This window comes from Vibrio sp. 1S139 (assembly GCF_041439475.1).
GTDB lineage: Bacteria > Pseudomonadota > Gammaproteobacteria > Enterobacterales > Vibrionaceae > Vibrio > Vibrio crassostreae_C.
Genome location: NZ_JBGOOD010000010.1, coordinates 62449 through 84987 on the forward strand (window position 1 = coordinate 62449; position 22539 = coordinate 84987).

A 22539-nucleotide genomic window follows, 5' to 3' on the forward strand; every position below is an offset into this window, starting at 1 on the left:
TCAGCAGATAATAAAAAGGAACGCCGATGCGTTCCTTTTTTGTATCTGAATTCCGGCCACTTATATCTAAGATGCTCGATTCGCATCTTAGATAATGGACCAAAGAACTAGATCACTTGTGAGATAAGCAGGAAGCAACCAAACAGCAGTGAGAACAACATCATTGCGCTGCCACCTTCTGCTCGGTATCGGTCATCAGCAACTTTCATGAAGCGCTGCTTGTGAACCATCACCAGAGGAACAAACACCGCTAGGAACACCAAGATGATACCTGCGTAATTCAGCACTTGTAGGAACTTGTCTGCAGCAAGCAATGAACCCGCCAACGGCAAGATAAAGCTAATGCAGTACGTTACCGCTGTATTTTGGTTGAACATGTCTTTGTTCTGGTTGAACAACGCCATTGCTACGCCAAAGAAAGAAGTCAACAACGCCAAGCCAGTGAAGGTAGACAAGACGTTACCCACCCAAGGAGACTGAGCATCAAACGCCGCCATCAAATCTGATACGTTCTCAAAGCTACGGAATTGCTCTTCACTCAAGTTACCCACTACCGCAAACAACCAACACAAGTAACACACTAATGGGATCAGAGAACCGATGATCACCATGTTACGCAGCTGTTTGTCTGTCGCTTCGTGGTTGTAAGAAACCAAGGTTGGAATCACCACCATAAAGCCAAAGCTCGTAAACAGGATGGCACTGGTTTTGATTAGGTCAACGTGGTCATGGCTGGTTACCTGCATCAAGTTTTCTTGAGTCATGCTCGGCGCTAAGAAGGCCATGGTTGCAAACAAACTAGCAAGCATCACGAAGAACAATGCTCGATTGAGCTTATCAATCACACCAGTACCACTTGCGACTACTGCGCCAGCAAGCAAGGTAAACACGGTTTGGCTGGTAGTCGCGGTAATTTCGACGCCAAAGTTAGACAGTAACTTACTCAGCAAGTCACCTGCGCCCAGAATGTAAGCCATTAATAGGCAAATCAACAACGCGTATAGCAAGCCGTTGGTAAGCAACTGACCTTGTTTACCCAAGGTTTTTCGGGCAATAGAGTTTAATCCTAGACCGCCACCCGCTTTGATGGTCGCTTCTAGAAGTAGTAATGCTGCGTAAGTCGTACCGAAACAGATCAGTACCATAAGCAGTGTGCCGTAAAGCAATCCGAATTGAGCTAATACCATTGGGATCGCAAGCATACCAGCACCGAGAGCGGTACCAGCGATAATTAGGGAGCTACCCATCATTTTAATATTCATTGTTTTTAACTTATTTGTTTAGTTTTTATAGATGTGAGTCTTCGTTCATCGAGCGGATGACAAAGGAGTTCAGATAGAAATAAAGTTATAAAACGAATAACAATAGGAGCGATAAGCGGTAAAGAAGCGTGCAGAGACGTTGTCGAACAGGGCGTTCAAAGGGGAGCTTGTCTTAAAAGAGGTAAAACGAGAAGCGTGAGTAAGCATTAACTGATGTGGTGAACCTTCCGTAGGTTCAATAATCGGTGATGTAATCTTGAATTTCATGTATGTGTCCAATAAGTCACATTCCATAGTATTTGAAGCAGCGTATCCGTTGCTGCCCTACCTCTATCATAGAGGTCTTTTCATCTTATCGAATGAGCCTCGAAACACAACGCTATAACCACAATTTTTGCTATTAAATTGAACAAAACAACCATTTGGATATAAATTGACCACTAAGTCGTCTAAAACAATAGTCTTTATTGATAAAAGACAAGCGGACAAATACATCGAGCTAATTAACAACCTAGGCTTTTCTAATTATCAGCACAATCAAAACTCGATGCTGCACTTCAATTTTCCCAAAACAACAGTCTGTTTTAAGAACAGCGAGGAGCTTGAAGCGCGTTCCATTTCAACACCAGGTTCCGCACAAACTTGCTACATCACAGAAGCATAACCACAACCGGAGTGTGGTCACACAATTCGTTATACCCCATAGGTGGTAGGAATTCTTACTAGTACAGTATTTGCGTCATTATAATTAATAAAAACAAACACCTTATGCGCTCAACAATCACCTTTAAAATCCTAGTGGCCCTCGCCATCGTGTTCACCTTTTTGCTGGCAATATCGACCTATTTCCAATATTCGCAACAAAAGCAACTTGTAAACTCAGTGTTAAGTGAGCAGCTTCACGATAAAGCGAGCAACTATTTCGATAGCCTCAATATGATGATGCTCACTGGCACCATGGCACAAAAAGAGACCCTTCGTCAGAAAGCGTTAGCTCAAGAAGGCATTGAAAATGTTCGTGTATTGCGTGCTGATGCGGTGAGTAAGTTATATGGGCCTGGCAATGACAACCAAACACCTATGGATGATATTGATAAACGAGCGCTAGCGGGTGAAACCGTTATCGAACCCTTTTCTGCCGATTGGGGAAAAGGCTTGGTTATTGCTCTGCCAATGAAGTCGAGCGAGAACTATCGCGGCACCAATTGTGTGGCATGTCATATGGCGCCAGAAGGGGAAGTATTAGGTGCAATTCGACTTGAATATAACCTTAGCCATGTCAACTCGCTGATCAATACTCAAACGATGACAGCGATCGGTATCATGGCGGTGATCTCCTTTGCCGGATTCGTTCTTACTATGGGATTGATTCGTAAGATAATCGTTCGCCCGCTTCAACAAACCTCTCGCTTTATGACCCAAGTCAGCAGTGATAAAAACCTATCCACTCGGCTGCCAGAGCAAAGCAAAGATGAAATTGGCACGCTTGCTAACTCCATCAACTCGTTCATGGGCACGGTTTCCGACAGCTTAGAGAAGGTACAAGACACCTCGCACAAACTGAATGCGTCTGCCAACCAACTGACCAGTGTTGCACAAATTACCGAGCAAGCCGCCAGCGATCAACAAAACGAAACCGCTGAAGTACAAAACAATATCGAAGGGATACAGGCGCAACAAGTCAATGTAGAACAAGCCACTTTAACCGCGTCAGAACTCATCAATCATACCGCTGATGTGGCCTGTAAAAGTGCGAACCAAGCACATGATGCAAGTAGTGAGATAAAGAACCTAGTCAGTAGCATAGAAGAAGTGAAACACAAGATACTGACACTCAATGAGCAAACCGGAGAGGTCTCTTCAATATTGAGCGTGATTCGTGGCATTGCCGACCAAACCAATCTTCTAGCCTTAAATGCGGCGATTGAAGCGGCTCGTGCGGGAGAGCAAGGTCGGGGCTTCGCGGTAGTGGCAGATGAAGTTCGAAATCTTGCATCACGAACGGCGGAGGCAACTGGCAGTATTGAGTCAATCATTCATCAGTTCCAGCAAGGCAGTGAAGAGTCGCTGACTTCTGCCGATCGCGTTTGCGAGCAAGCACATCAAAGCTCAACAGATATCGACGCACTGTCTGTTGAAATGAACGGCGTCGTTGAAGAAATGAAACAAGTGCTGGCTCATGCGAAAAATATTCAACAACAGACGCAATCCACTACACACGCGACCGAAGATGTTCAACAAAAGGTTGAAACCATCACTTCTCACGCCGACAACACATCGCAGTCTGCGGCTGAAACTCGTGGAATCAGTAATGATTTAGAAGAGCTGTCTGATCACCTTGAATCTCTTATCAACCAATTCACCTTATCGAACTCAAAGACCAACGACAAAGGTCAGTCATAGGTCGTTAGAACTCCCCTACCGACATCAACAAAAAAGCGCTCAATGATGAGCGCTTTATCTTCATAACAATGTCTAGTTCAGGCTTTTAGGCTTTTAGGCTTTTAAAATACCTTAAACCACGATTAGTGCGTAATGGAAACCGCAGTTAAATCTTTATGCTTGTGGTACATCGCGTGTTTGAATATCAGATTCGCACTCACGGTATCCATTCCTGCGACTTCTACATAAGCGCCCTTTTTACGGAACTTAAATACGACCTTATCAAGCGCTTCAACTGAAGTGTTATCTAGGAAAGACGCATCCGAAATATCGATGGTCACTAAAGAGGTCGCATTGTCATAATCAAATAGATCGACAAACGCATCTGAAGAAGCAAAGAAGACATGGCCTTTTACTCGGTGGGTAGTGTGCATTTCGTTAGTCACGACTTCATCGGATATAAAGACCATGGATTTGCTAGCATGCGCATAAAACAGAGCCGATAGCACCACGCCAACCGCAACACCTATTGCGAGATTGTGAGTAAACACCACCACCGCCACGGTTGCTAACATGGTTACATTGGTTGGGAGTGTGTGGTCTTTAAGCTCAACAACAGAGCGCCATGAAAACGTGCCGATTGAAACCATGATCATCACAGACACTAAAGCGGCCATCGGTATCAGCTTCAACCAATCAGAAACAAACACCACCATTAGCAACAAAACCACCCCAGCAATCATGCTGGACAATCGGGTTAAGCCACCTGATTTGATGTTAATGATCGACTGACCGATCATTGCGCAGCCCGCCATTCCACCAAAAAGGGAAGCCACGATGTTCGCAACGCCCTGCCCTTTACACTCATTGTTTTTATTGCTTTCAGTATCAGTCAGGTCATCGACTATGGTCGCTGTCATCAAGGTTTCCAACAAGCCAACCAGAGACAGAGCAATCGAATATGGCAGGATGGTTGCAAGCGTCTCAAACGTGAATGGAATATTAGGAATCAAGAACACAGGCAGTGAATCGGGAAGCTTGCCCATATCGCCAATCGTTCTCACATCTAAGCCGAAGAGCAAACTAATGATTGTCAGGGTAACAATCGCGACCAGTGGAGAAGGTATTGCGCGACCAAACTTGGGGAAATAAGGAAGCAGATAAATGATCGCCAAACCCAAAGCGACTAACACGTAAACGCTTGAAGGGACGTTGATTAATTCAGGAAGTTGGGCCATGAAAATTAGAATGGCGAGCGCGTTAACAAATCCAGTAATCACCGATTTGGAAACGAAATTCATCAGATTACCAAGCTTTAGGTATCCAGCCGCGATTTGAATGACACCAGCTAGAAATGAAGCGGCGAGTAGATATTCTAGTCCGTGCTCTCTCACCAAGGTGACCATTAATAGCGCCATAGCGCCTGTTGCACCAGAAATCATTCCCGGACGACTGCCAACCAAAGCAGTGACGACACAAATACAGAACGAGGCATAGAGCCCTACTTTAGGGTCGACGCCTGCAATAATTGAAAATGCAATGGCTTCAGGGATCAATGCGAGTGCAACCACAATCCCAGATAATGAATCTCCTTTAACGTTTGATAACCAGTGTTTTTTTAAATAATTAAGCATGTAATTCTCTTTTACTTGTACAGCCAGTTCTGCCTTGTTGAGACATAATTTGATCGACTGTTTTTCTTGAATGAGCGAGCGCTCGAAAAGTGCGGGTGTAGAGAGAATGCAGGGGTTAAGGCGGCGTAATTAACACGTAGATATTAAACTCCTCTTGTTGCTTTAGTGGGAAATTAAGAAGGTGATCAAGTCCAAAATGACTGAATCCGCGCCAATGTAGAGTGAGTCTCAACACAATCACACTCCCATTATTGAAAACAAAGGTTTCGATTACGCCATGCTCGTTCAGCAGCTCACATAGGGTGAAAGGTAAGGCTGACGCTAAGATCGAACAAAAAACACACCCTCAAACCTATTTATCGTCAGTAGACACAATATTTCTTTCACCAAGCAAGAATAAAGGTTGAAGCTGTCGGTATGACAGGTAATATGTTCAATCGATTTAAAAAGTTTATACAACTTAATGTTTCGGCTAATTATTGTGCAAATGTATATTTATTTGCAGCAATGCCAGAGACTTTGAGTTGAATTTGTCCCTCAATGGAGAATGAAATCAACATGACTTACGCGCCTGTAACAGACGTACTTGGCGGCAAGCTAGCGGTAGACAGTGAAGTAACTGTTCGCGGCTGGATCCGTTCACGTCGTGATTCCAAAGCTGGAATCTCTTTCCTTGCCATTTATGACGGCTCTTGTTTCGACCCGATTCAGGCCGTGGTTCCTAATAATCTTAATAATTACGAAAACGAAGTATTAAAGCTAACAACTGGCTGCTCTGTTGAAGTAACGGGTAAGATTGTTGAGTCTCCTGCGAAAGGTCAAGACTTCGAACTAGCAGCAACTGACGTTAAAGTTGTAGGCTGGGTTGAAGACGCTGACACTTACCCAATGGCTAAGACACGTCACTCTATCGAATACCTTCGTGAAGTTGCTCACCTACGTCCACGTACAAACGTGATTGGCGCAGTAGCACGTGTACGTAACTGTCTATCTCAAGCGATTCACCGTTTCTACCACGAGCAAGGCTTCTTCTGGACTTCTGCTCCGCTTATCACTGCATCTGATGCAGAAGGCGCTGGTGAAATGTTCCGTGTTTCTACGCTAGACATGGAAAACCTACCACGCACTGAAAAAGGCGACGTAGACTTCAACGAAGATTTTTTCGGTAAAGAGACGTTCCTAACAGTATCTGGCCAACTTAATGCTGAAGCTTATGCTTGTGCACTAAGCAAGGTTTACACGTTCGGTCCTACGTTCCGTGCTGAAAACTCAAACACAAGCCGCCACCTAGCTGAGTTCTGGATGGTTGAGCCTGAAGTTGCGTTTGCAGACCTTAACGATGTAGCGAAACTGGCTGAAGACATGCTTAAGTACGTTTTCGCTGCTGTTCTTGAAGAGCGCCGCGATGACCTTGAGTTCTTCGCTTCTCGCATCGACAAGCAAGCAATTACTCGTCTAGAGCAATTCGTAGACGCTGATTTCGCACAAGTTGACTACACTGACGCAATCCAAATCCTACTAGACTCTGGTAAGAAATTTGAGTTTGACGTTGAGTGGGGCATCGACATGTCTTCTGAGCATGAGCGTTACCTAGCTGAAGAGCACTTCAAAGCACCTGTTATTGTTAAGAACTACCCGAAAGACATCAAAGCTTTCTACATGCGCTTAAACGACGACGGCAAAACAGTTGCAGCAATGGACGTACTTGCACCAGGCATCGGTGAAATCATCGGTGGTGCACAACGTGAAGAGCGTCTAGACATTCTAGACGAGCGTATGATTGCTATGGGTATCGACCCTGAGCACATGAGCTGGTACCGCGACCTACGTAAATACGGTACAGTGCCACACGCTGGTTTCGGTCTTGGTTTCGAGCGTCTAGTATCTTACGTAACAGGTATGGGTAACGTTCGTGACGTGATTCCATTCCCACGTACACCACGCTCTGCAAACTTCTAATTCGAAACCTATTCGATATTAAAAGTTAAGAACAAACAAAACGACGGCTGCTTCTGCTTATCAGCATCAGAGACTAGTTATTCAAAAACTAATCAACATCTTGGTCGATAGCGTATTTTATTGCGAGACCGCAGATTGCCATCATAACGAACGGAATAGCCGCAGTGGTGTATTCCGCCCACGCCATATCAGCGAACGCTTTTGCTAGCAGTACGTGGCCGAGAATAAGCAGAAGCGCACACACAATCGCGACAATAATCAGCTTAACTTCATTTCCCATAGTCATTTTCAACATAACGGTATCTCCAATATTTGGTCTACCGTTATTGAATCACAACTCTTTGGTCAATTAGGCGTACAGTTACACCACAAACAACCCGTACAGTTGGAATGATTGTCTTTTTTATGAGGGACTTAAGGTTTTACGAGTGCGTAAGTTGATGTGCCAGTTTGCCAAGCCAGATGAGCGCCTGTTCTTTCTCTTCTGTCAGTTCATAAGAGAAGTTCAATCGTATCGCGTTATCTACTCTGCCCTGCTCACTGAAAAGATCACCAGATGCGACGCTAATTCCTTGCTCGATAGCCAGTTGATGAAACTGTTGGCTGTCGAATTTTTCAGAGAAACGAATCCATACCAAGTAGCCACCAGCCGGTTCTTCCATCTCGATTGAATGCGGAAAGTACTGCTTAATGACATCGATAAATCGCTCTTTCCTGACGACAAGGTTTTTACGCAGTTTACGAAGGTGATTGTCGTAGCTTTCATGCGTTAAGAAATGAGCGACACCAAGTTGAACAGGAGCGCTACTCGATAACGTAGAAAGAAGCTGTAACTTTTGAATCGCGTCGTTAAAACGCGTGTTCACAACCCACCCTACTCGATAACCAGGACACAAACTTTTTGAATACGACCCACAAAGCAAGACGGAATCGGTCTTATCGAAGGCCTTTAGTGGCTTCGGCTTATGCCCTTCGTAATAAAGATCGCCATACACGTCATCTTCAATAATGTAGGTTCCATGCTGTTCTGCAATCTCTACCACACGGCGCTTTGCCTGTTCCGACAAACTGGTTCCCGTTGGGTTTTGAAAAGTCGTCATCAGCCAACACGCTTTAACATCTTGGTTTTGTAGCGCGTTTTCAAACTGCTCTATATTCAACCCATTGATTGGGCAAACGTCCACTTCGATCGGGTTAAGCCCGAGCCTCTCGACAGCCTGCAGAGCACCATAGAATGCGGGAGACTCAATCACGACGTTATCACCCGACTTGGTGACCGTTTGCAGGCTCAAGTTGAGCGCCTCCATAGCACCCGACGTAATCACGATGTCTTGATGATTAACCGTGATCCCTTGCTGCAGATAACGCTGTGCGATTTGCCTTCTCAAGGACTCACTGCCCGGTGGTAAATTATTTATCACACTCGCGCCAGTCATCTTCCTACCCGCGCTGGCAAGGTTTCGAGTCAAGGTAGGTAACGGGAAAAGGTCGGGATCTGGGAATGCAGAGCCGAAAGGAATCACACCTTCGGCTGAACTCGACTTCAAGAAATCAAATAAGCGGTCATTAATGGCTTTCTTTTCACTAACGAGTGGCTGTGCGTAGTCAACGCCGTCCAGCCTTGGCGCTACAAAGTAGCCCGACTGAGGTTTAGCGATGATCCACCCTTCGCTTTCTAGCAACTGGTAGGCTTGTAAGACAGTACTATTGCTGACGTTGTAATTTCGACAACTCATGCGTACCGAAGGGATCTTCTCTCCGGATCGCCACGTATTGTTGGCTATCTGAGTTCGAATATCCTTTGCAAGCTCTTCATAACGCGCCATCTAATTGTACTACCTAGAGAAATTCTGTGAGCCGGTGATTTTATCACTTACGCCAACAACTATTGCTGCTATCCATATGATCGCACCTAATTTCCACAATAGTGTGAAATGGTTCACAGATAACTTTGTAAGCTTTGCTAAGTTTGGAGCTAAGTTGGCTTTCTACCTCAATAATTTGATGTAACCCAAAAACATGCGAGATAACAATGAAAAAAATAGAAGCAGACCAATTAAGTTATAAAGGAGAGTCAAACGGTGTTCACAGTTGGACAACACCGAGCGGTCAGCCATATTACTGGCACCCAGATTGGCTCCATATTGCTGAAGATGCGACAGGCTCACATCCAAAGCAAAAGATCGATGTCGAACAAGACCAAGCACCAACGGAAAAACACGCGGTGTCTGCTATTCTGAAACACATCAACCAATGGGCTGCAGACAAACTAGCGTCTCACCCTGAGATTGAAACCGGCTCAATCGAAGCTGAAATCAATCTCAAAAAGTAACGGGGTAAAGTAGATAGCAAACTCAATCACTCGCGATTCTAACCAGTACACAGACTGAATAGCCTCGAACCTCGACCGAGGCTATTCAGTATCTTCATAAAAATGCTGCAATAACCCCCACCTAGCTAACAAATCTCTAACACAAACCAGTTTCTTGTATCAATCCACGAAAGCTATCGATAGAATTTCCGGTCTTATTCACGTCACTTATGCTAATCATTCGCAATTCTAAAGTCGTGAATCAATGAATGCGTAAATCTAATAAGAATGAGAACAAAGGCTTACCGATGGATACTTCAAATTACAATCAATCGCTAACGACTAAGTTATACGTCATTGCTGGCGTGCTGTTTGGCACCTATGGCAGTCGGGTGTGCCCTATGCTCGATAGCTTAACGACGTTAGAGATTTTCACACAAGTCAGTATTGTGTTTATCTTATTATGGCTCGCACGTCGTTACCCATTGGCGCAACATACCTTCGTCAAGCAAGGCCGATTCGCGCAACTCGATACCCTGCTATTTTTTGCTGCAAGTGTGCCTTTCGCGCTCTACTACAACTTAAGCCATGAATTCACCATAGATAATAATTTGAAGGTGCTGTTTGGCATGAGTCTATTCGGCTTCTTTACCGGAACCATTCTTCAATTGAATGCCAAGCTCAGCCAAATGGATAAAATGGAGACGACTGGACAATTCGACTTCCAACTGGTTGGTGAAAGAAGTTCACTGGTCAAGCAGATGATAGGCTTGGTTATCGTGCTTCTGGTAACACTGACGACTATGTTGACGATGATTGCTGTCAAAGACATCTTCTGGTTAGAACATAACCCTGACCGCTTATTGGATGGCACCGGCAAGATCAGCGTGATCAAAGAGTTTATTTATTTGGCTGTGGTACTGGGTGGCTACGCGATAACCATCATGACGCTTTGGAGCAAGCTAATTAAGCGTATTCTCCTAAGCCAAGAGCACGCATTAAACAAAGTCACCAATGGCGAGCAAGGCGTTCGCTTACCTATTTTCGGCTACAACGAGCTTGGCTCAATGGCATCTATGACCAATACCATGCTTGATAGCCTTGAAACCGCGCAAAACGAAGTCAAAACCACACGTGACGTGGCCATTGTGAGCTTATCGGCATTGGCTGAATCTCGAGACAATGAAACGGGCGCACATATCCTAAGAACTCAAGAGTACGTCAAGGTGCTCGCACAAGAGCTCAGCAAATCAGAAACCCACTCAAGCTTGTTAACACCAAACTACATCGAGTTGCTCTACAAATCTGCGCCTTTGCACGACGTGGGCAAAGTAGGTGTTCCTGATAGTGTGTTATTGAAGCCGGGCAAATTGACGGACGAAGAGTTTGAGATAATGAAAGGTCACCCCGCGATTGGGGCTGAAGCGTTATCTATTGCAGAAAAGCAGTTGGGAAGTAGCTCTTTCTTAAGAGTCGCAAAGGAGATATCTCTGACTCACCACGAGAAATGGAATGGCAGTGGTTATCCTAATCAGTTGTCTGGTGAAGATATCCCGTTATCTGGCCGTTTAATGGCATTAGCTGATGTTTATGATGCGCTCATCTCGAAGCGAGTCTACAAGCCAGCCTTTACTCATGAACAAGCTAAACAGATCATCTTAGAGGGCAATGGGACGCATTTTGATCCGCAAGTTGTCCAAGCTTTTCTGGTCGTCGAACAAGCGTTTGTTTCAATTGCTGCGACCTACAAAGATGGCAAAAATGTAGCGAGTGAACTCGAGCGCGAAAGCTTTATTGCTCAACCAGCGTAATCTATTCAAAATCCACTAACTTCTTGCACCCTATAGGTTAATCCGTAGGGTGTTTTGTTATCAAATATCCTCTTTAGTCAATAAATCTGATTGAAATGGATTTTTTTTGGTCTTTCTGTTCACTTCGTATTGTCTTAAAAATTCCATACAGGTATAACTACCCATAGATACTATCCCCTCTCAATTGACATGGATGAAGATTATGTTTGAAAAAGTGTTAGCTGCTCCCGCCGATCCTATCCTCGGCCTTACTGAAGAGTTTAAAAAAGACTCTCGTGCAGAGAAAATCAACCTTGGCGTTGGCATCTACAAAAATGAAGATGGTCAAACACCAGTACTTAAAACAGTAAAGAAAGCAGAAGCTGCACTTCTTGAAAACGAAAAAACCAAATCTTACCTAACGATTGAAGGTACAGCTGAATACGGTCTAGCGGTTCAGAAACTTCTTTTCGGTTCAGACGCAGAGATCGTTGCATCTCAACGCGCTAAAACAGCACAAGCTCCAGGTGGTACAGGTGCACTTCGCGTAGCGGGTGAATTCATCAAGCGCCAACTGGGCGAAGTGAAAATCTGGATCAGTAACCCAACTTGGGCTAACCACAACGGCGTTTTCGCAGCTGCGGGGATCGAAACTGCTCAATACAGCTACTACAACGCTGAAACTAAAGACAAAGACTTCGCTGGTATGGTTGCTGACCTAGAGAAAGCTTCTGAAGGCGATATCGTTCTTCTTCACGGCTGCTGTCACAACCCAACAGGTATCGACCCAACAACTGAAGAGTGGGAAGTACTGGCTAAATTGGTTGCTGAGAAGAAACTGCTGCCTCTATTCGATTTTGCTTACCAAGGTTTTGCAAAAGGCGTTGAAGAAGATGCTGCTGGCCTACGTATTTTTGCTCAATACAACAAAGAGATCCTTGTTGCTAGCTCGTTCTCTAAGAACTTCGGCTTGTACAACGAGCGTGTTGGTGCATTCACTCTGGTTGCTGAATCAGCAGACGTAGCAACGACAGCATTCTCTCAAGTTAAGAGCATTATCCGCTCTATCTACTCTAACCCACCAGCCCACGGCAGTGCTGTCGTTACTCACATCCTTGGTGATGCTGATCTACGTGCTGAATGGGAAGCAGAAGTGGCAGAAATGCGTGACCGTATCCAAGAGATGCGTGAACTATTCGTAACGACACTGAAATCAGAAGGTGTTGATGCAGACTTCACATTCATCGAACGTCAAAACGGCATGTTCTCGTTCTCAGGTCTAAGCAAAGAGCAAGTAACTCGCCTAAAAGACGAATTCGCAATCTACATTGTTGGTTCTGGCCGTATCAGTGTTGCTGGTATGACTAAGTCAAACATGGGTCCTCTATGTAAAGGTATCGCTGCGGTTCTTTAATCGAAAAGCGAAACCTGTATTTGCAGACCAATAGATGTGTAAAAGCCAGCAATTAAGCTGGCTTTTTTGTGTCTGTCTCTTTGTATATAAGAGCTATTAGTGCACTTAGCCTTTTCGTTACTGGCTAATACTCTAGGAAAAATTCCACTCCTAGCTCGTGAGTACGCTCGCTACGAATTTTACCTTCACCATCTCGATGTTGATATGACCCACCAATCGCAAACTTATTGGTCACTAGATAACGTAAACCTAAGTGATAGACCTCTTCATCAAACAGGTCACTTCGATTCACTTGCACACTCCCGTTAGCTATCCAACGTTTCGCAAAGCCATAGTTAAGCTCAGCTTTTACCCCTTGGATGAACTCAGTGTCTGAAGATTCAGTTCGGTTGGTGTCATTATCTTCAACCTTACCTTTTGTGATACCAAGCAGGTAGTAAGCCACTATATCTAAATCTTTCTTAATGCTGTAACGGTAACCAACACCTGGCATCAGCGTATCAATTCGAGTTGTGGTGTCATCAGGGTGAATAAAGCGTGCGCTGTAGTCTCCCAGCAACAACCAATCATCCGTCATCGCGTAACTGACGCCTAATCCATACGACGAGGCGTTATTATTACTTCCTGCATCTTCATTTAAACTGCCCGAATGCGCCGTGGCATAAATATGGTCGTAATCTAAAATATCCACCGCGTTAGTGTCCGCCCACAAACTTGGAGAAAACATAAAAACCGCAGATACAAAACTAAGCTTCCACTTCGACATTCCTATCATCCTTAAACTGTCACTCCATTAATTGAAAGGTTAGTCTATCCATAAGACTTTAAAAAGGTTTTAGCTCACAGATTGATTTGTGACGGCAAAATATTATCAAATGTTGTACCATGAAATCATACAAACCAATGGATGATCATTATGGATGCTGAGTTATTAGAGATTCAAAACTTTCTGGCACAATACCCCCCTTTTACAGAACTCCCTGAGGAGATGTTGGCGAAAGTGACCAGTAGCGTGGAAATTTCTTATTACCGCCAAGATACCCCTATCATTCACTTTGGTGATCAAATTCATGACTTATACATCGTTCGAAGTGGCGAAGTCGAAGTCTACCGTCGTAAAGGCGAACTCTATAACCGCCTTGATGAAGGCCACTTGTTCGGGCAAATGGGTCTACTGACCAACAACAAGGTTCGTTTCCCAGTAAAAGCGACCGAAGATACTCTTCTCTACTGCATTCCTGAGCCAATTTTCCAAGAGCTCTACGACAACTACGACTCCTTTGCAGATTTCGTAGAAGTAGAAGACAACGCCCGTCTTCGCCAAGCAAACTCAAGTAATAACGATGCCAACGATCTCACGACATCCAAGGTAAAAACGCTACTGACTAGCGAAGCGCCGATGATCGAGAAGACTCGTACGATACAACAAGCCGCGACTATGATGGCCGAAGACAATGTCTCTTCCCTGCTGATCATTGATCCAGAAATCGTTGAAGATGATGAAGATGACTCAACACCCGTGATTGGCATCATCACCGACCGAGATTTATGTACTCGCGTTTTAGCTGAAGGGCTTGACCCATCGGATGAAGTCTCTAGCGTAATGACACCTGAGGTTATCTCTCTCGATCACAATGCTTACGTATACGAAGCTATGATGACCATGCTTCGCTATAACGTGCATCATTTACCAGTGCTTAAAGATAAGAAGCCGATTGGTATTATCGAAGCGACCGATATTGTTCGTTATGAGTCTCAAAACTCGCTGTTATTGGTAAGTAGTATCTTCCAGCAACAAAGTATCGAAGATCTGAAGGTGCTTTCCGAGCAAGTAAAAGACAGCTTTGTGCGCTTAGTTAACGAAGATGCCAACGCCCACATGGTGGGTACTGCAATGTCGGTAATTGGTCGTAGCTTTAAGCAGCGAATTATCGAACTGGGCGAAGAGAAATTGGGCAAGTCGCCTATTCCTTACTGTTTCCTCGCACTGGGCTCTATGGGGCGTGATGAGCAGCTGCTGGTTACCGACCAAGATAACGCAATCATTCTTGATGATACCTACGACGAGAAAAAGCACGGTAAATACTTTGAGGAGCTGTCGACCTTTATTTGTGATGGCTTAGATCAGTGTGGCTATGTGTATTGTACTGGCGATATCATGGCGACTAACCCAACGTGGCGTATGACTCGTCGACAATGGGAAGAGTGCTTTGCCGATTGGATTGATGATCCAAACCCGAAAGCACTGTTAAATGCTTCAATCTTCTTCGACTTAGATGGCGTTTATGGTCGTCTGAAATGGGCCGAGCAATTGAACAGCTTTATTGTTCGACGCGCACGTAAGAACAATCGCTTCTTGGCGTGTCTTGCACGTAACGCACTCAACCGTACACCTCCGCTCGGCTTCTTCAAAGATTTCGTGATGGAGAAAGATGGCCGTCACAACAACTCTATCAACCTTAAGCGTCGTGGTACTGCGCCACTCGCCGATTTGATTCGTGTTCACTCGCTCGCGGTAGCGTCTCGCTCTAAGAACTCGTTCGAACGCTTAGATGACATTATTGACGCCGGTATTCTGCCAAAAGGCCGAGCTCAAGATTTGAAAGATGCGCTGGAGTTTATCTCTCTGGTTCGTATTCGCCACCAAGCACACGATGTCGACAACAACATCGAGCCTGATAACAACATCGAGCCAGAGAACCTGTCTGACTTCGAACGACGTAACCTAAAGGATGCATTCCAAATATTAAGTAATGCGCAAAACTTCCTTAAGTTCCGTTATCAAGCCAGCAACAAGTTTAAGTAGGGCCTATGAACAAACTATTCAGATCACCTGCGGTCGATTGGCCATTTAAGTTTGCTCAGAAGCTTGAACGAGCGAGAGACGAGCGCTTAAAGCACTTTTATAGCCAGCCTCTTCCTGCGCCTGATACGCCACTTTCAGAAGTGATGTTTTTGGCTGTCGACTTTGAGACAACGGGGTTAAACCCAAACAAAGACGGCATCATTACCATTGGTTTAGTGCCATTTACGCTCAATCGCATCTACTTGCGACAAGCCAAACACTGGACTCTAAGACCAAAACAGAAACTTGAAGAAGAGTCTGTCGTGATTCATGGCATCACTCACAATGACATCATTGATGCGCCAGACCTTAGCGAAGTGTTGGGCGAGATCTTAGAATCAATGGCGGGACATATCCCTGTGGTTCACTATCGTCGTATCGAACGTGACTTTTTGGACAATGCATTGAAAGTGCGACTCGGTGAAGGCATTGAGTTCCCAGTCCTCGACACGCTGGAGATTGAATCTCAGATCCAAAATAAACTGGCTGGCGGCTTGTGGAACAAGCTGAAAGGTAAGAAGCCAGCTTCAGTGAGACTGGGTCAGAGTCGTCGTCGATACCATCTGCCCGACTACACGCCGCATCATGCATTAACTGACGCTATTGCGACCGCTGAGCTACTCCAAGCGCAAATTGCTCATCACTTTGACTCTGAGATGCCTCTGAAGAGTTTCTGGCTCTAGCTGAGTTACGTAAGCTAAATACAAACACAAAGCCCATCAACTTCCATTGGTGGGCTTTTTCATTTTTATCGTCTGTGTTTAAGCAACGGTTGGCCCGACTAAGCGCATTTCCCATAAGCGTTTAAACATATTATAACGTCACACCGCAGCAGTTCCGCTCTAATGGACGTCGAAAATCGTGATCGCTATTTGTCAGCGTGATTGGCATTATTACTTCCCAACCACAGACAACGTTTGGTAATAAAGACGCTTTTGCTGATACATATTCTCATCAGCGACTGAGAACAATTGCTCAACGTCTGTTGAATCACTAGAGGCTGCACCAATCGAGAATCTGACAGGAATAGAGATACCCGCTTTAGTCTCGATTGCCTGTTGCTCCTGAGCAATGTACAACTGCTCAGTCATCTTTGCGACATTGAGCGAACTCGACTCACCAGACGTTAAGGTAAGCACCGCAAATTCATCTCCACCCAAACGGTATAGATTACTGGCAGGTGTCAATTCGTGGCTGATTACGTCTACGCAGCGCTGTATCAGCTCATCCCCGATCTCATGCCCATGAACATCATTGGTCGTTTTCAAGCCATTGATATCAATAATGATCAAAGAAATCTGATTTTGATTGTCGTTAATGCTGCGTTTACTGAATTCGAGATCTTCATTAAAAGCTTTACGATTCAAACAGCCAGTCGGCATGTTAATCCGTGTAATATTTTCGAGCTCTAGCCAACCAGCTAACTGTTTTTGGTACATGTCAAAAATCAGAAGATCTTCTTCACAGAGGACATCAAATGAACTTGAACAAAAATACCCGATCGCCGTCCCCTGTGAGTCACAGAGTATCAGGTCAGCCTCGCCAGTCCGGTTAAAATGAAACTGAATCGAATGTTGAACAAGTAATGTCTTTAACTCTTGATCGACCATTTGAGGAATCAACCGATATTCAGCCGCGTGTCTTGATGATGCAAACTGAACGATCTTCAAAATACGATGCTTCTGGGATTCTTCACGCGCGAGCGAATTAGCTAACTTGCTGGTTTTCTCTTCGACTAAGTCCTCTAGCTGAACATTAAATCTTTCGAGTTTATCGTTACTTTCGGTAAGCTCACGGACTTGATATTGTATGCGACCCCACAAGGTTTCCAATAAACGACTCAGCGTGACGAACTCTGTAAAACGATGTTCATCCACACTATGAGTCGGTGACTGGTTATGCGAATACGACGTAACAGATTCAGCCAACAAGTTTAACTGCCCTGAGAACCAGCGGCTTAGGAACAGAGCAAACACAATCGAGATGGCAAGCGTCGCCACCAATATTCTGACAAAGACCACCTGAGCTTGTTGCATCTCTAATAAACGCTCACTGTCGGAAATATGATGTTTGACGTTCAGTACCAATTTGTCGGTAAAGAATGTGCTGTCGATAGAGATAATGTTCGCACTTTGTTCAGAAGATTGAGCATCCGTTGAATCAATATAGTTAAACTCAACCGACTCATTTTGATAAAGGAAAGGCGTCACTTTAGTCTTAAGTCTGTCATACCCCATAAGAACCACAAGATAACCCTGCGGCGTGTATGTAGAACCTTCTATCAAACGATAAGGTAAAATCGGCGCGACAAAAGCGATACCTGCAGCGGCATTATCCGCCACTTCAGTTTCGGTAAACTCGGTGTGGAACAATTTCCCTTGCCCATAAACCGATTGAGGACGCTTCAAGCTTTCTAATAACTGGCTCTGCTCAAAATGGTACAAGCTGCCTTTGCTGTCATAAATGGGCTTCCAGTTTTGGTCCAGAATATAAGTCGCGGACACACTCTCCGCTAGCGCATTGAAGCTATCCATCTTGTCCCAAACAACACTCGAGAAAAAGATATTACCACCCGCTTTAATCAATGATCGGTCATGCGAATACCATTGAGTTAGGCTCGCCGTCAGCTTAATTTGCTCTTGTACGGTTTGACGAATACCGGTCGTAGAGTTGTCCAGCTTGGTTTCTTTTTGCTCTAAAGAACTTTGGTTTTGTTTATTGAGAATCAACTGTCCCGCTAGGTAAACAGGAAGCATTGAGCAAGCCAGCAACACCAAGCCCATGGTGTATTTTAATGATAGCTTCAATCTCTTACCCTCATATTCGCCGAGTAATATTGAACAAAATCATTGTAAAACTTATGCAGTTCACTCTTTGGCATCCCTGACTTGTAACGCTGATACGCCCGAGCCGATGCCTCCCAAACGATCGCCATCTTGTAGTCACTCGACATCATTTGCGATGCTTGAAACTCATCGTACATATTTGAAAGTGTCTGGTTACCTTCCTCAACACGGCGTTGATTAACCTCATAAAACGGCGAAACCATGGCACTCGAGTGAGCTAAATAGGTGAAACTGTTTGATTGCAGGTATTGAACGACTTCTTTCAAAGCCAATTTCTTATCTGGGTTTTGCATGCCTTTTTCCGTGACAGCAAAAACCTTTGCGCCACTAAATGAAGACATACTTTCACCACGATAGGTCGGCAACGAATTGATGTACAAATCTCGACCAAAGGCGGCATCGAGTTCGCTGAACGCCCAATCACCGTCAATCAAAAACTCGACTTCCCCATTGATGAACCCCTGCCTCGCGCAAATATCGCTGCACGATGATTCGATGACTTTTTTCTGCTGCAACATGTCGATGAAATCAAAGATAGCAACTAACCCTTCACCATTAACATTCTTCGACGATAATAAGTCTTCAGAAAAAAGCTGATAGAAAGCTAGATAGAAGTACATGTTTGGATTGGGAAAAAGCACGCTCACTTGATCGGACTGAGCAGAGCGTTCAATTAGGCTCTCCCATGTCACGACTTGCGCTTGAGGCTTGCTCGAATACAGAACGACTTGGTTTCCAATACCAACCGGTAACGCCTTAAGCTCACCGTTGATGACCACTGCATCAAGCGCTTTTTTCTCATAGCGTTGGGTATCGACCCAAGCATCAGGAAGCGTCGCTAAATCGATATATTCAGTTAGACCTAAGAAGTCAGAAGGAACCCAGATGGCGTCGGGAAAGGTATTGTCTCTAGGATCAGCAACAAGCAGTTCAGAACGAATACTGTTGACGTCAAACGAACGAATTTCTACACGATGATCAGTCATCGCTTCGATATGTTCTTTTACATAATCGGCCGTTTCATAATTAATACCAGCCCATATTTCAAGTGTGGACGAACAAGCAACGGCCGGAAATAGCATCGCAAATAGACTCAATAACCTCACACTTGGTTCCTTGTGGTAAAAATTAGACGTTGGATTTTAATCGCCCATCAATAAACCGGGCGATGCGGCTTATCGCTCACTGCTCATGATTAGAGACCTAGCTTTGGGCGACACGTTATATAGTAAAAAGTGCCTAAATAACAGTTGATACTCTCGCTTTAAGAGAAAGGTCTGCTCATTCTGATACATCCGTCATATCTCTGGATGACTGTTCTTACAATAAATCAACATACCATACCCTTTATTATTAACGACAAAAAAAATGCCGCAAAAGCGGCATCTATCTCGTTCGGTGCATTCGATACAATAAAAATCAAATAAGCAATTTATCAGTCAAAGCCCTATCATCGATTAAGCGTATTTCTCTTCGAAATCTTTCATGAAGCTAACCAGCGCTTGAACGCCTTCCAGAGACATTGCGTTGTAAAGTGAAGCTCTCATTCCACCTACTGCTCTATGCCCTTTCAGTGATTTCAGACCTGCAGCATCAGCCAATTCTAGGAACTTGCCATCTAACTCAGGTTTCGCCAGTTGGAACGGCACGTTCATTCTAGAACGGTTTGCAGTGTGAACATCGTTTTTGTAGAAAGCTGAGCTATCGATTGCATCGTAAAGCAGCGCTGCTTTCTCTTTGTTCACCAACTCCATCGCTTCAACGCCACCTTGAGCTTTCAGCCACTTGAACACAAGGCCTGATAGGTACCAAGCGTACGTTGGTGGTGTGTTGAACATTGAGTCTTTTTCAGCAAGTACTTTGTAGTTCAGAATACTCGGCAACACGTCGTTTGCGAGTTCGAGTAGATCATCACGTACGATTGCAATGCAGATACCCGCAGGGCCGATATTCTTTTGCGCGCCCGCGTAGATAACACCGTACTGAGACACATCAATCTTACGAGACAGAATGTTAGATGACATATCCGCTACGATTGGCTTATCCGTTTGAGGAAGCTCGCTGATTTCAATACCATCGATGGTTTCATTCGGACAGAAATGTACATACGCAGCTTCCGGGTCAATTTTCCAATCTTTAGCTGGAACAACCGCTGCTTTACCATCAATTGACGTCTTCGCGTTGAATACATCGATTTCGCAATATTTGCTCGCTTCAGTCACTGCACTTTCTGCCCAGTAACCCGCATCAATGTAAGTCGCTTTCGTCGCATCACCTAAAAGGTTTAGAGGAACAGCAGCGAATTGAGCACGAGCGCCCCCCTGACAGAAAAGAACTTTGTAGTTGTCTGGGATGTTCAGAAGATCACGTAGGTCCTGTTCGGACTCGTCAGCAACTTGAATAAATTCCTTGCTGCGATGGCTGATTTCCATCACGGAAGTCCCTAAACCATTCCAATCAATAAAGTCCGCTTGCGCTTGTTTCATTACCGGTTTAGGCAGTGCAGCTGGGCCAGCACTGAAGTTGAATACGTTATCTAATGTAAGTTCCATGGGGATGATTGCTCCTGCTAAATAATAACTATGCAAGTAATACCATGTTTTACCCAACATAAAAACAACAAAAGAGGTCTTAAGACCTCTTTTGTTTTGTACCGTATAAAATGTTTAAGCTTAACCTGCTAAATCACCCTATCAGTATTCACGCCTGCTCTGTTTATTGAACAAAAACCGGCATAAGTAGAGCGATTAATGGAATTTCTTGTCCATTTTCGAACACTAGGTTTCCATTTTCTAAGTCAGCGCTGATTTCATAACCACTGTCTGTTTCCTTGATCATTTCCATCACAAGCAATTCATCGATACCTTCACGGATGAATGGATACTCTTCAACAAGTTCATTTGAGAAGCTAGAGTGAACGTTGCCCGTTAATGCAGGCATGATCATCGAAGGGTTGCTGCTGATGTTTTCGGTCCCTTCCGGCACGCTCACCAACCACTTAGATTCGAACTGCCCCTTACCTAACTCTAACGACATGTTGTTCATTGAAAGGTCGAAACCTTTAGCAAACAGGATATCGATAAATGGAATGATCTCTGCAACGTCTTCTTGCGTCATCACAGGATTAGATTGGTAAATCTCAAAGATTTTCTCAAACGACTCGCTATCCAACTTCGACATTTCAAAATCGACGTTTAGGTTGTTCAACTGGCCTTCACTGGTCTCGATATTTGCGATATCCAGCTTGAGGTTGCTGCGCAGACGCTTAGTTGCTTCATCTAGATGTGATTCAAAATCGTACTTAGAATTTTCAATGGTCATGAAAGGCTGCATTGCAGAATCTGAAACCAAGAAGCTATCGATAGTAAAATTCTGAGTACCTAACCAGTAGCCTTTCGCTTGTTGGCCTGAACCCACACCTTTCAGATTAGACAGCGTTACCTCTTCACCGGTTTCAAAATCAATTTGAACTGAAGGGATAGAAAGCTGGTAATCAACTTGGCCTAAAACAGTCGCATGGCCAGAAAGATTCGATTTAGTGATCGAGACCGAAGTCCCATTCTCATCAGAACCTTGGTGATTGAACTGGCTTAACTCAAAGTTAAAGTCAGTGTTGCCGTTTAGCTCAGTACTAGTGGTCAGAGTTAAAGGCAGAATATCGGTATTCTCAAACGTCGACAGTGCATTTAGACTCACCAAACCATGGCTAACCGCACTATTTATGACAAACTCACTCGGCAACCCATCAATCGCAAGTTGCTCTTTCAGGTTTTCATCCGTCACAGTTAAACGAGTGGTTACGTTGGAAGACAAGTAACCTCTATCGTATTCCACGATCTCAGCTTGAATGCTTGAATTGTTAAGCTTTGCAACGCCATCGGTAATCGCATTTTGTCCAATTTGCCCAACCGCTAGCGGCCAACAAAGTGCCAGTGAGATTGCTCCGCCAATAGCACCAATTTTTCTTAACTGTTCCATGAGTTCTCTTTCTACACGTGTCTATTTTTTTTAGTCTAACCCATCAGTAGCAAACAAGAAACATTGAGTTAAATCAGTCTATTGCTCGATACTTCGATTGCCTCAATAAATTAACGGC

General features: G+C 44.4%; 17 protein-coding genes. 7 read left to right on the forward strand and 10 right to left on the reverse strand.

Annotated elements, in window-relative coordinates:
• Positions 1-107: 107 nt before the first annotated feature.
• Both ACED46_RS05635 and ACED46_RS05640 read right to left on the reverse strand, forming a co-directional pair.
• Positions 108-1250, reverse strand: a complete 1143-nt coding sequence (locus ACED46_RS05635; RefSeq protein ID WP_371721063.1) for an amino acid permease — start codon at positions 1248-1250, stop codon at positions 108-110.
• Positions 1251-1331: 81 nt separating this feature from the next.
• Entirely contained in the window at positions 1332-1529 is a 198-nt protein-coding gene (locus tag ACED46_RS05640) for a hypothetical protein (RefSeq protein WP_048611631.1), read from the reverse strand.
• A gap of 501 nt (positions 1530-2030) precedes the next feature.
• Here ACED46_RS05640 and ACED46_RS05645 point away from each other — a divergent pair.
• Positions 2031-3665, forward strand: coding sequence for a methyl-accepting chemotaxis protein (locus ACED46_RS05645; RefSeq protein WP_215515351.1), 1635 nt, complete (start codon positions 2031-2033; stop codon positions 3663-3665).
• 122 nt (positions 3666-3787) lie between these two features.
• On the opposite strand, the gene ACED46_RS05650 is transcribed toward ACED46_RS05645, so the two are convergent.
• The gene (locus tag ACED46_RS05650) at positions 3788-5278 is read right to left on the reverse strand and encodes a SulP family inorganic anion transporter (protein WP_371721056.1); all 1491 of its coding nucleotides are present in this window, start codon (positions 5276-5278) and stop codon (positions 3788-3790) included.
• Positions 5279-5836: 558 nt separating this feature from the next.
• Here ACED46_RS05650 and asnS point away from each other — a divergent pair.
• Complete coding sequence (gene asnS, locus ACED46_RS05655; RefSeq protein WP_017060416.1) at positions 5837-7237, forward strand: asparagine--tRNA ligase; 1401 nt, start codon at positions 5837-5839, stop codon at positions 7235-7237.
• Between the two features lie 88 nt (positions 7238-7325).
• Here asnS and ACED46_RS05660 read toward each other — a convergent pair whose 3' ends face one another.
• Both ACED46_RS05660 and ACED46_RS05665 read right to left on the reverse strand, forming a co-directional pair.
• Positions 7326-7532: a hypothetical protein gene (locus ACED46_RS05660; RefSeq protein ID WP_004734707.1), complete on the reverse strand. Its 207-nt coding sequence runs from the start codon at positions 7530-7532 to the stop codon at positions 7326-7328.
• 127 nt (positions 7533-7659) lie between these two features.
• A complete protein-coding gene (locus ACED46_RS05665) occupies positions 7660-9063 on the reverse strand; it encodes a PLP-dependent aminotransferase family protein (protein ID WP_371721057.1) in 1404 nt (467 codons plus the stop codon).
• Positions 9064-9269: 206 nt separating this feature from the next.
• Here ACED46_RS05665 and ACED46_RS05670 point away from each other — a divergent pair, with 206 nt between their 5' ends.
• From ACED46_RS05670 to ACED46_RS05680, 3 genes are all read left to right on the forward strand, one after another.
• Positions 9270-9569, forward strand: coding sequence for a hypothetical protein (locus ACED46_RS05670; RefSeq protein ID WP_017060414.1), 300 nt, complete (start codon positions 9270-9272; stop codon positions 9567-9569).
• A gap of 248 nt (positions 9570-9817) precedes the next feature.
• On the forward strand, positions 9818-11359 hold the full coding sequence (locus tag ACED46_RS05675) for an HD-GYP domain-containing protein (protein ID WP_371721058.1): 1542 nt from the start codon (positions 9818-9820) through the stop codon (positions 11357-11359).
• A 202-nt stretch (positions 11360-11561) separates the two neighbouring features.
• A complete protein-coding gene (locus ACED46_RS05680; RefSeq protein WP_017065416.1) occupies positions 11562-12752 on the forward strand; it encodes an amino acid aminotransferase in 1191 nt (396 codons plus the stop codon).
• A 124-nt stretch (positions 12753-12876) separates the two neighbouring features.
• On the opposite strand, the gene ACED46_RS05685 is transcribed toward ACED46_RS05680, so the two are convergent.
• Complete coding sequence (locus ACED46_RS05685; protein ID WP_017068768.1) at positions 12877-13518, reverse strand: outer membrane beta-barrel protein; 642 nt, start codon at positions 13516-13518, stop codon at positions 12877-12879.
• Between the two features lie 150 nt (positions 13519-13668).
• Here ACED46_RS05685 and ACED46_RS05690 point away from each other — a divergent pair, with 150 nt between their 5' ends.
• On the forward strand, positions 13669-15558 hold the full coding sequence (locus tag ACED46_RS05690; protein ID WP_371721059.1) for a DUF294 nucleotidyltransferase-like domain-containing protein: 1890 nt from the start codon (positions 13669-13671) through the stop codon (positions 15556-15558).
• A gap of 5 nt (positions 15559-15563) precedes the next feature.
• Complete coding sequence (locus ACED46_RS05695) at positions 15564-16280, forward strand: 3'-5' exonuclease (RefSeq protein ID WP_017060409.1); 717 nt, start codon at positions 15564-15566, stop codon at positions 16278-16280.
• A 210-nt stretch (positions 16281-16490) separates the two neighbouring features.
• Here ACED46_RS05695 and ACED46_RS05700 read toward each other — a convergent pair whose 3' ends face one another.
• From ACED46_RS05700 to ACED46_RS05715, 4 genes are all read right to left on the reverse strand, one after another.
• Positions 16491-18380: a GGDEF domain-containing protein gene (locus ACED46_RS05700; RefSeq protein WP_371721064.1), complete on the reverse strand. Its 1890-nt coding sequence runs from the start codon at positions 18378-18380 to the stop codon at positions 16491-16493.
• 20 nt (positions 18381-18400) lie between these two features.
• Positions 18401-19549, reverse strand: coding sequence for an extracellular solute-binding protein (locus tag ACED46_RS05705; RefSeq protein ID WP_371721060.1), 1149 nt, complete (start codon positions 19547-19549; stop codon positions 18401-18403).
• A gap of 351 nt (positions 19550-19900) precedes the next feature.
• Entirely contained in the window at positions 19901-20995 is a 1095-nt protein-coding gene (gene serC / locus ACED46_RS05710; RefSeq protein ID WP_017065411.1) for a 3-phosphoserine/phosphohydroxythreonine transaminase, read from the reverse strand.
• Between the two features lie 163 nt (positions 20996-21158).
• Positions 21159-22421 (reverse strand): DUF945 family protein, encoded by a 1263-nt coding sequence (locus tag ACED46_RS05715; RefSeq protein WP_136982103.1) that lies wholly within the window; start codon positions 22419-22421, stop codon positions 21159-21161.
• Positions 22422-22539: the final 118 nt, after the last annotated feature.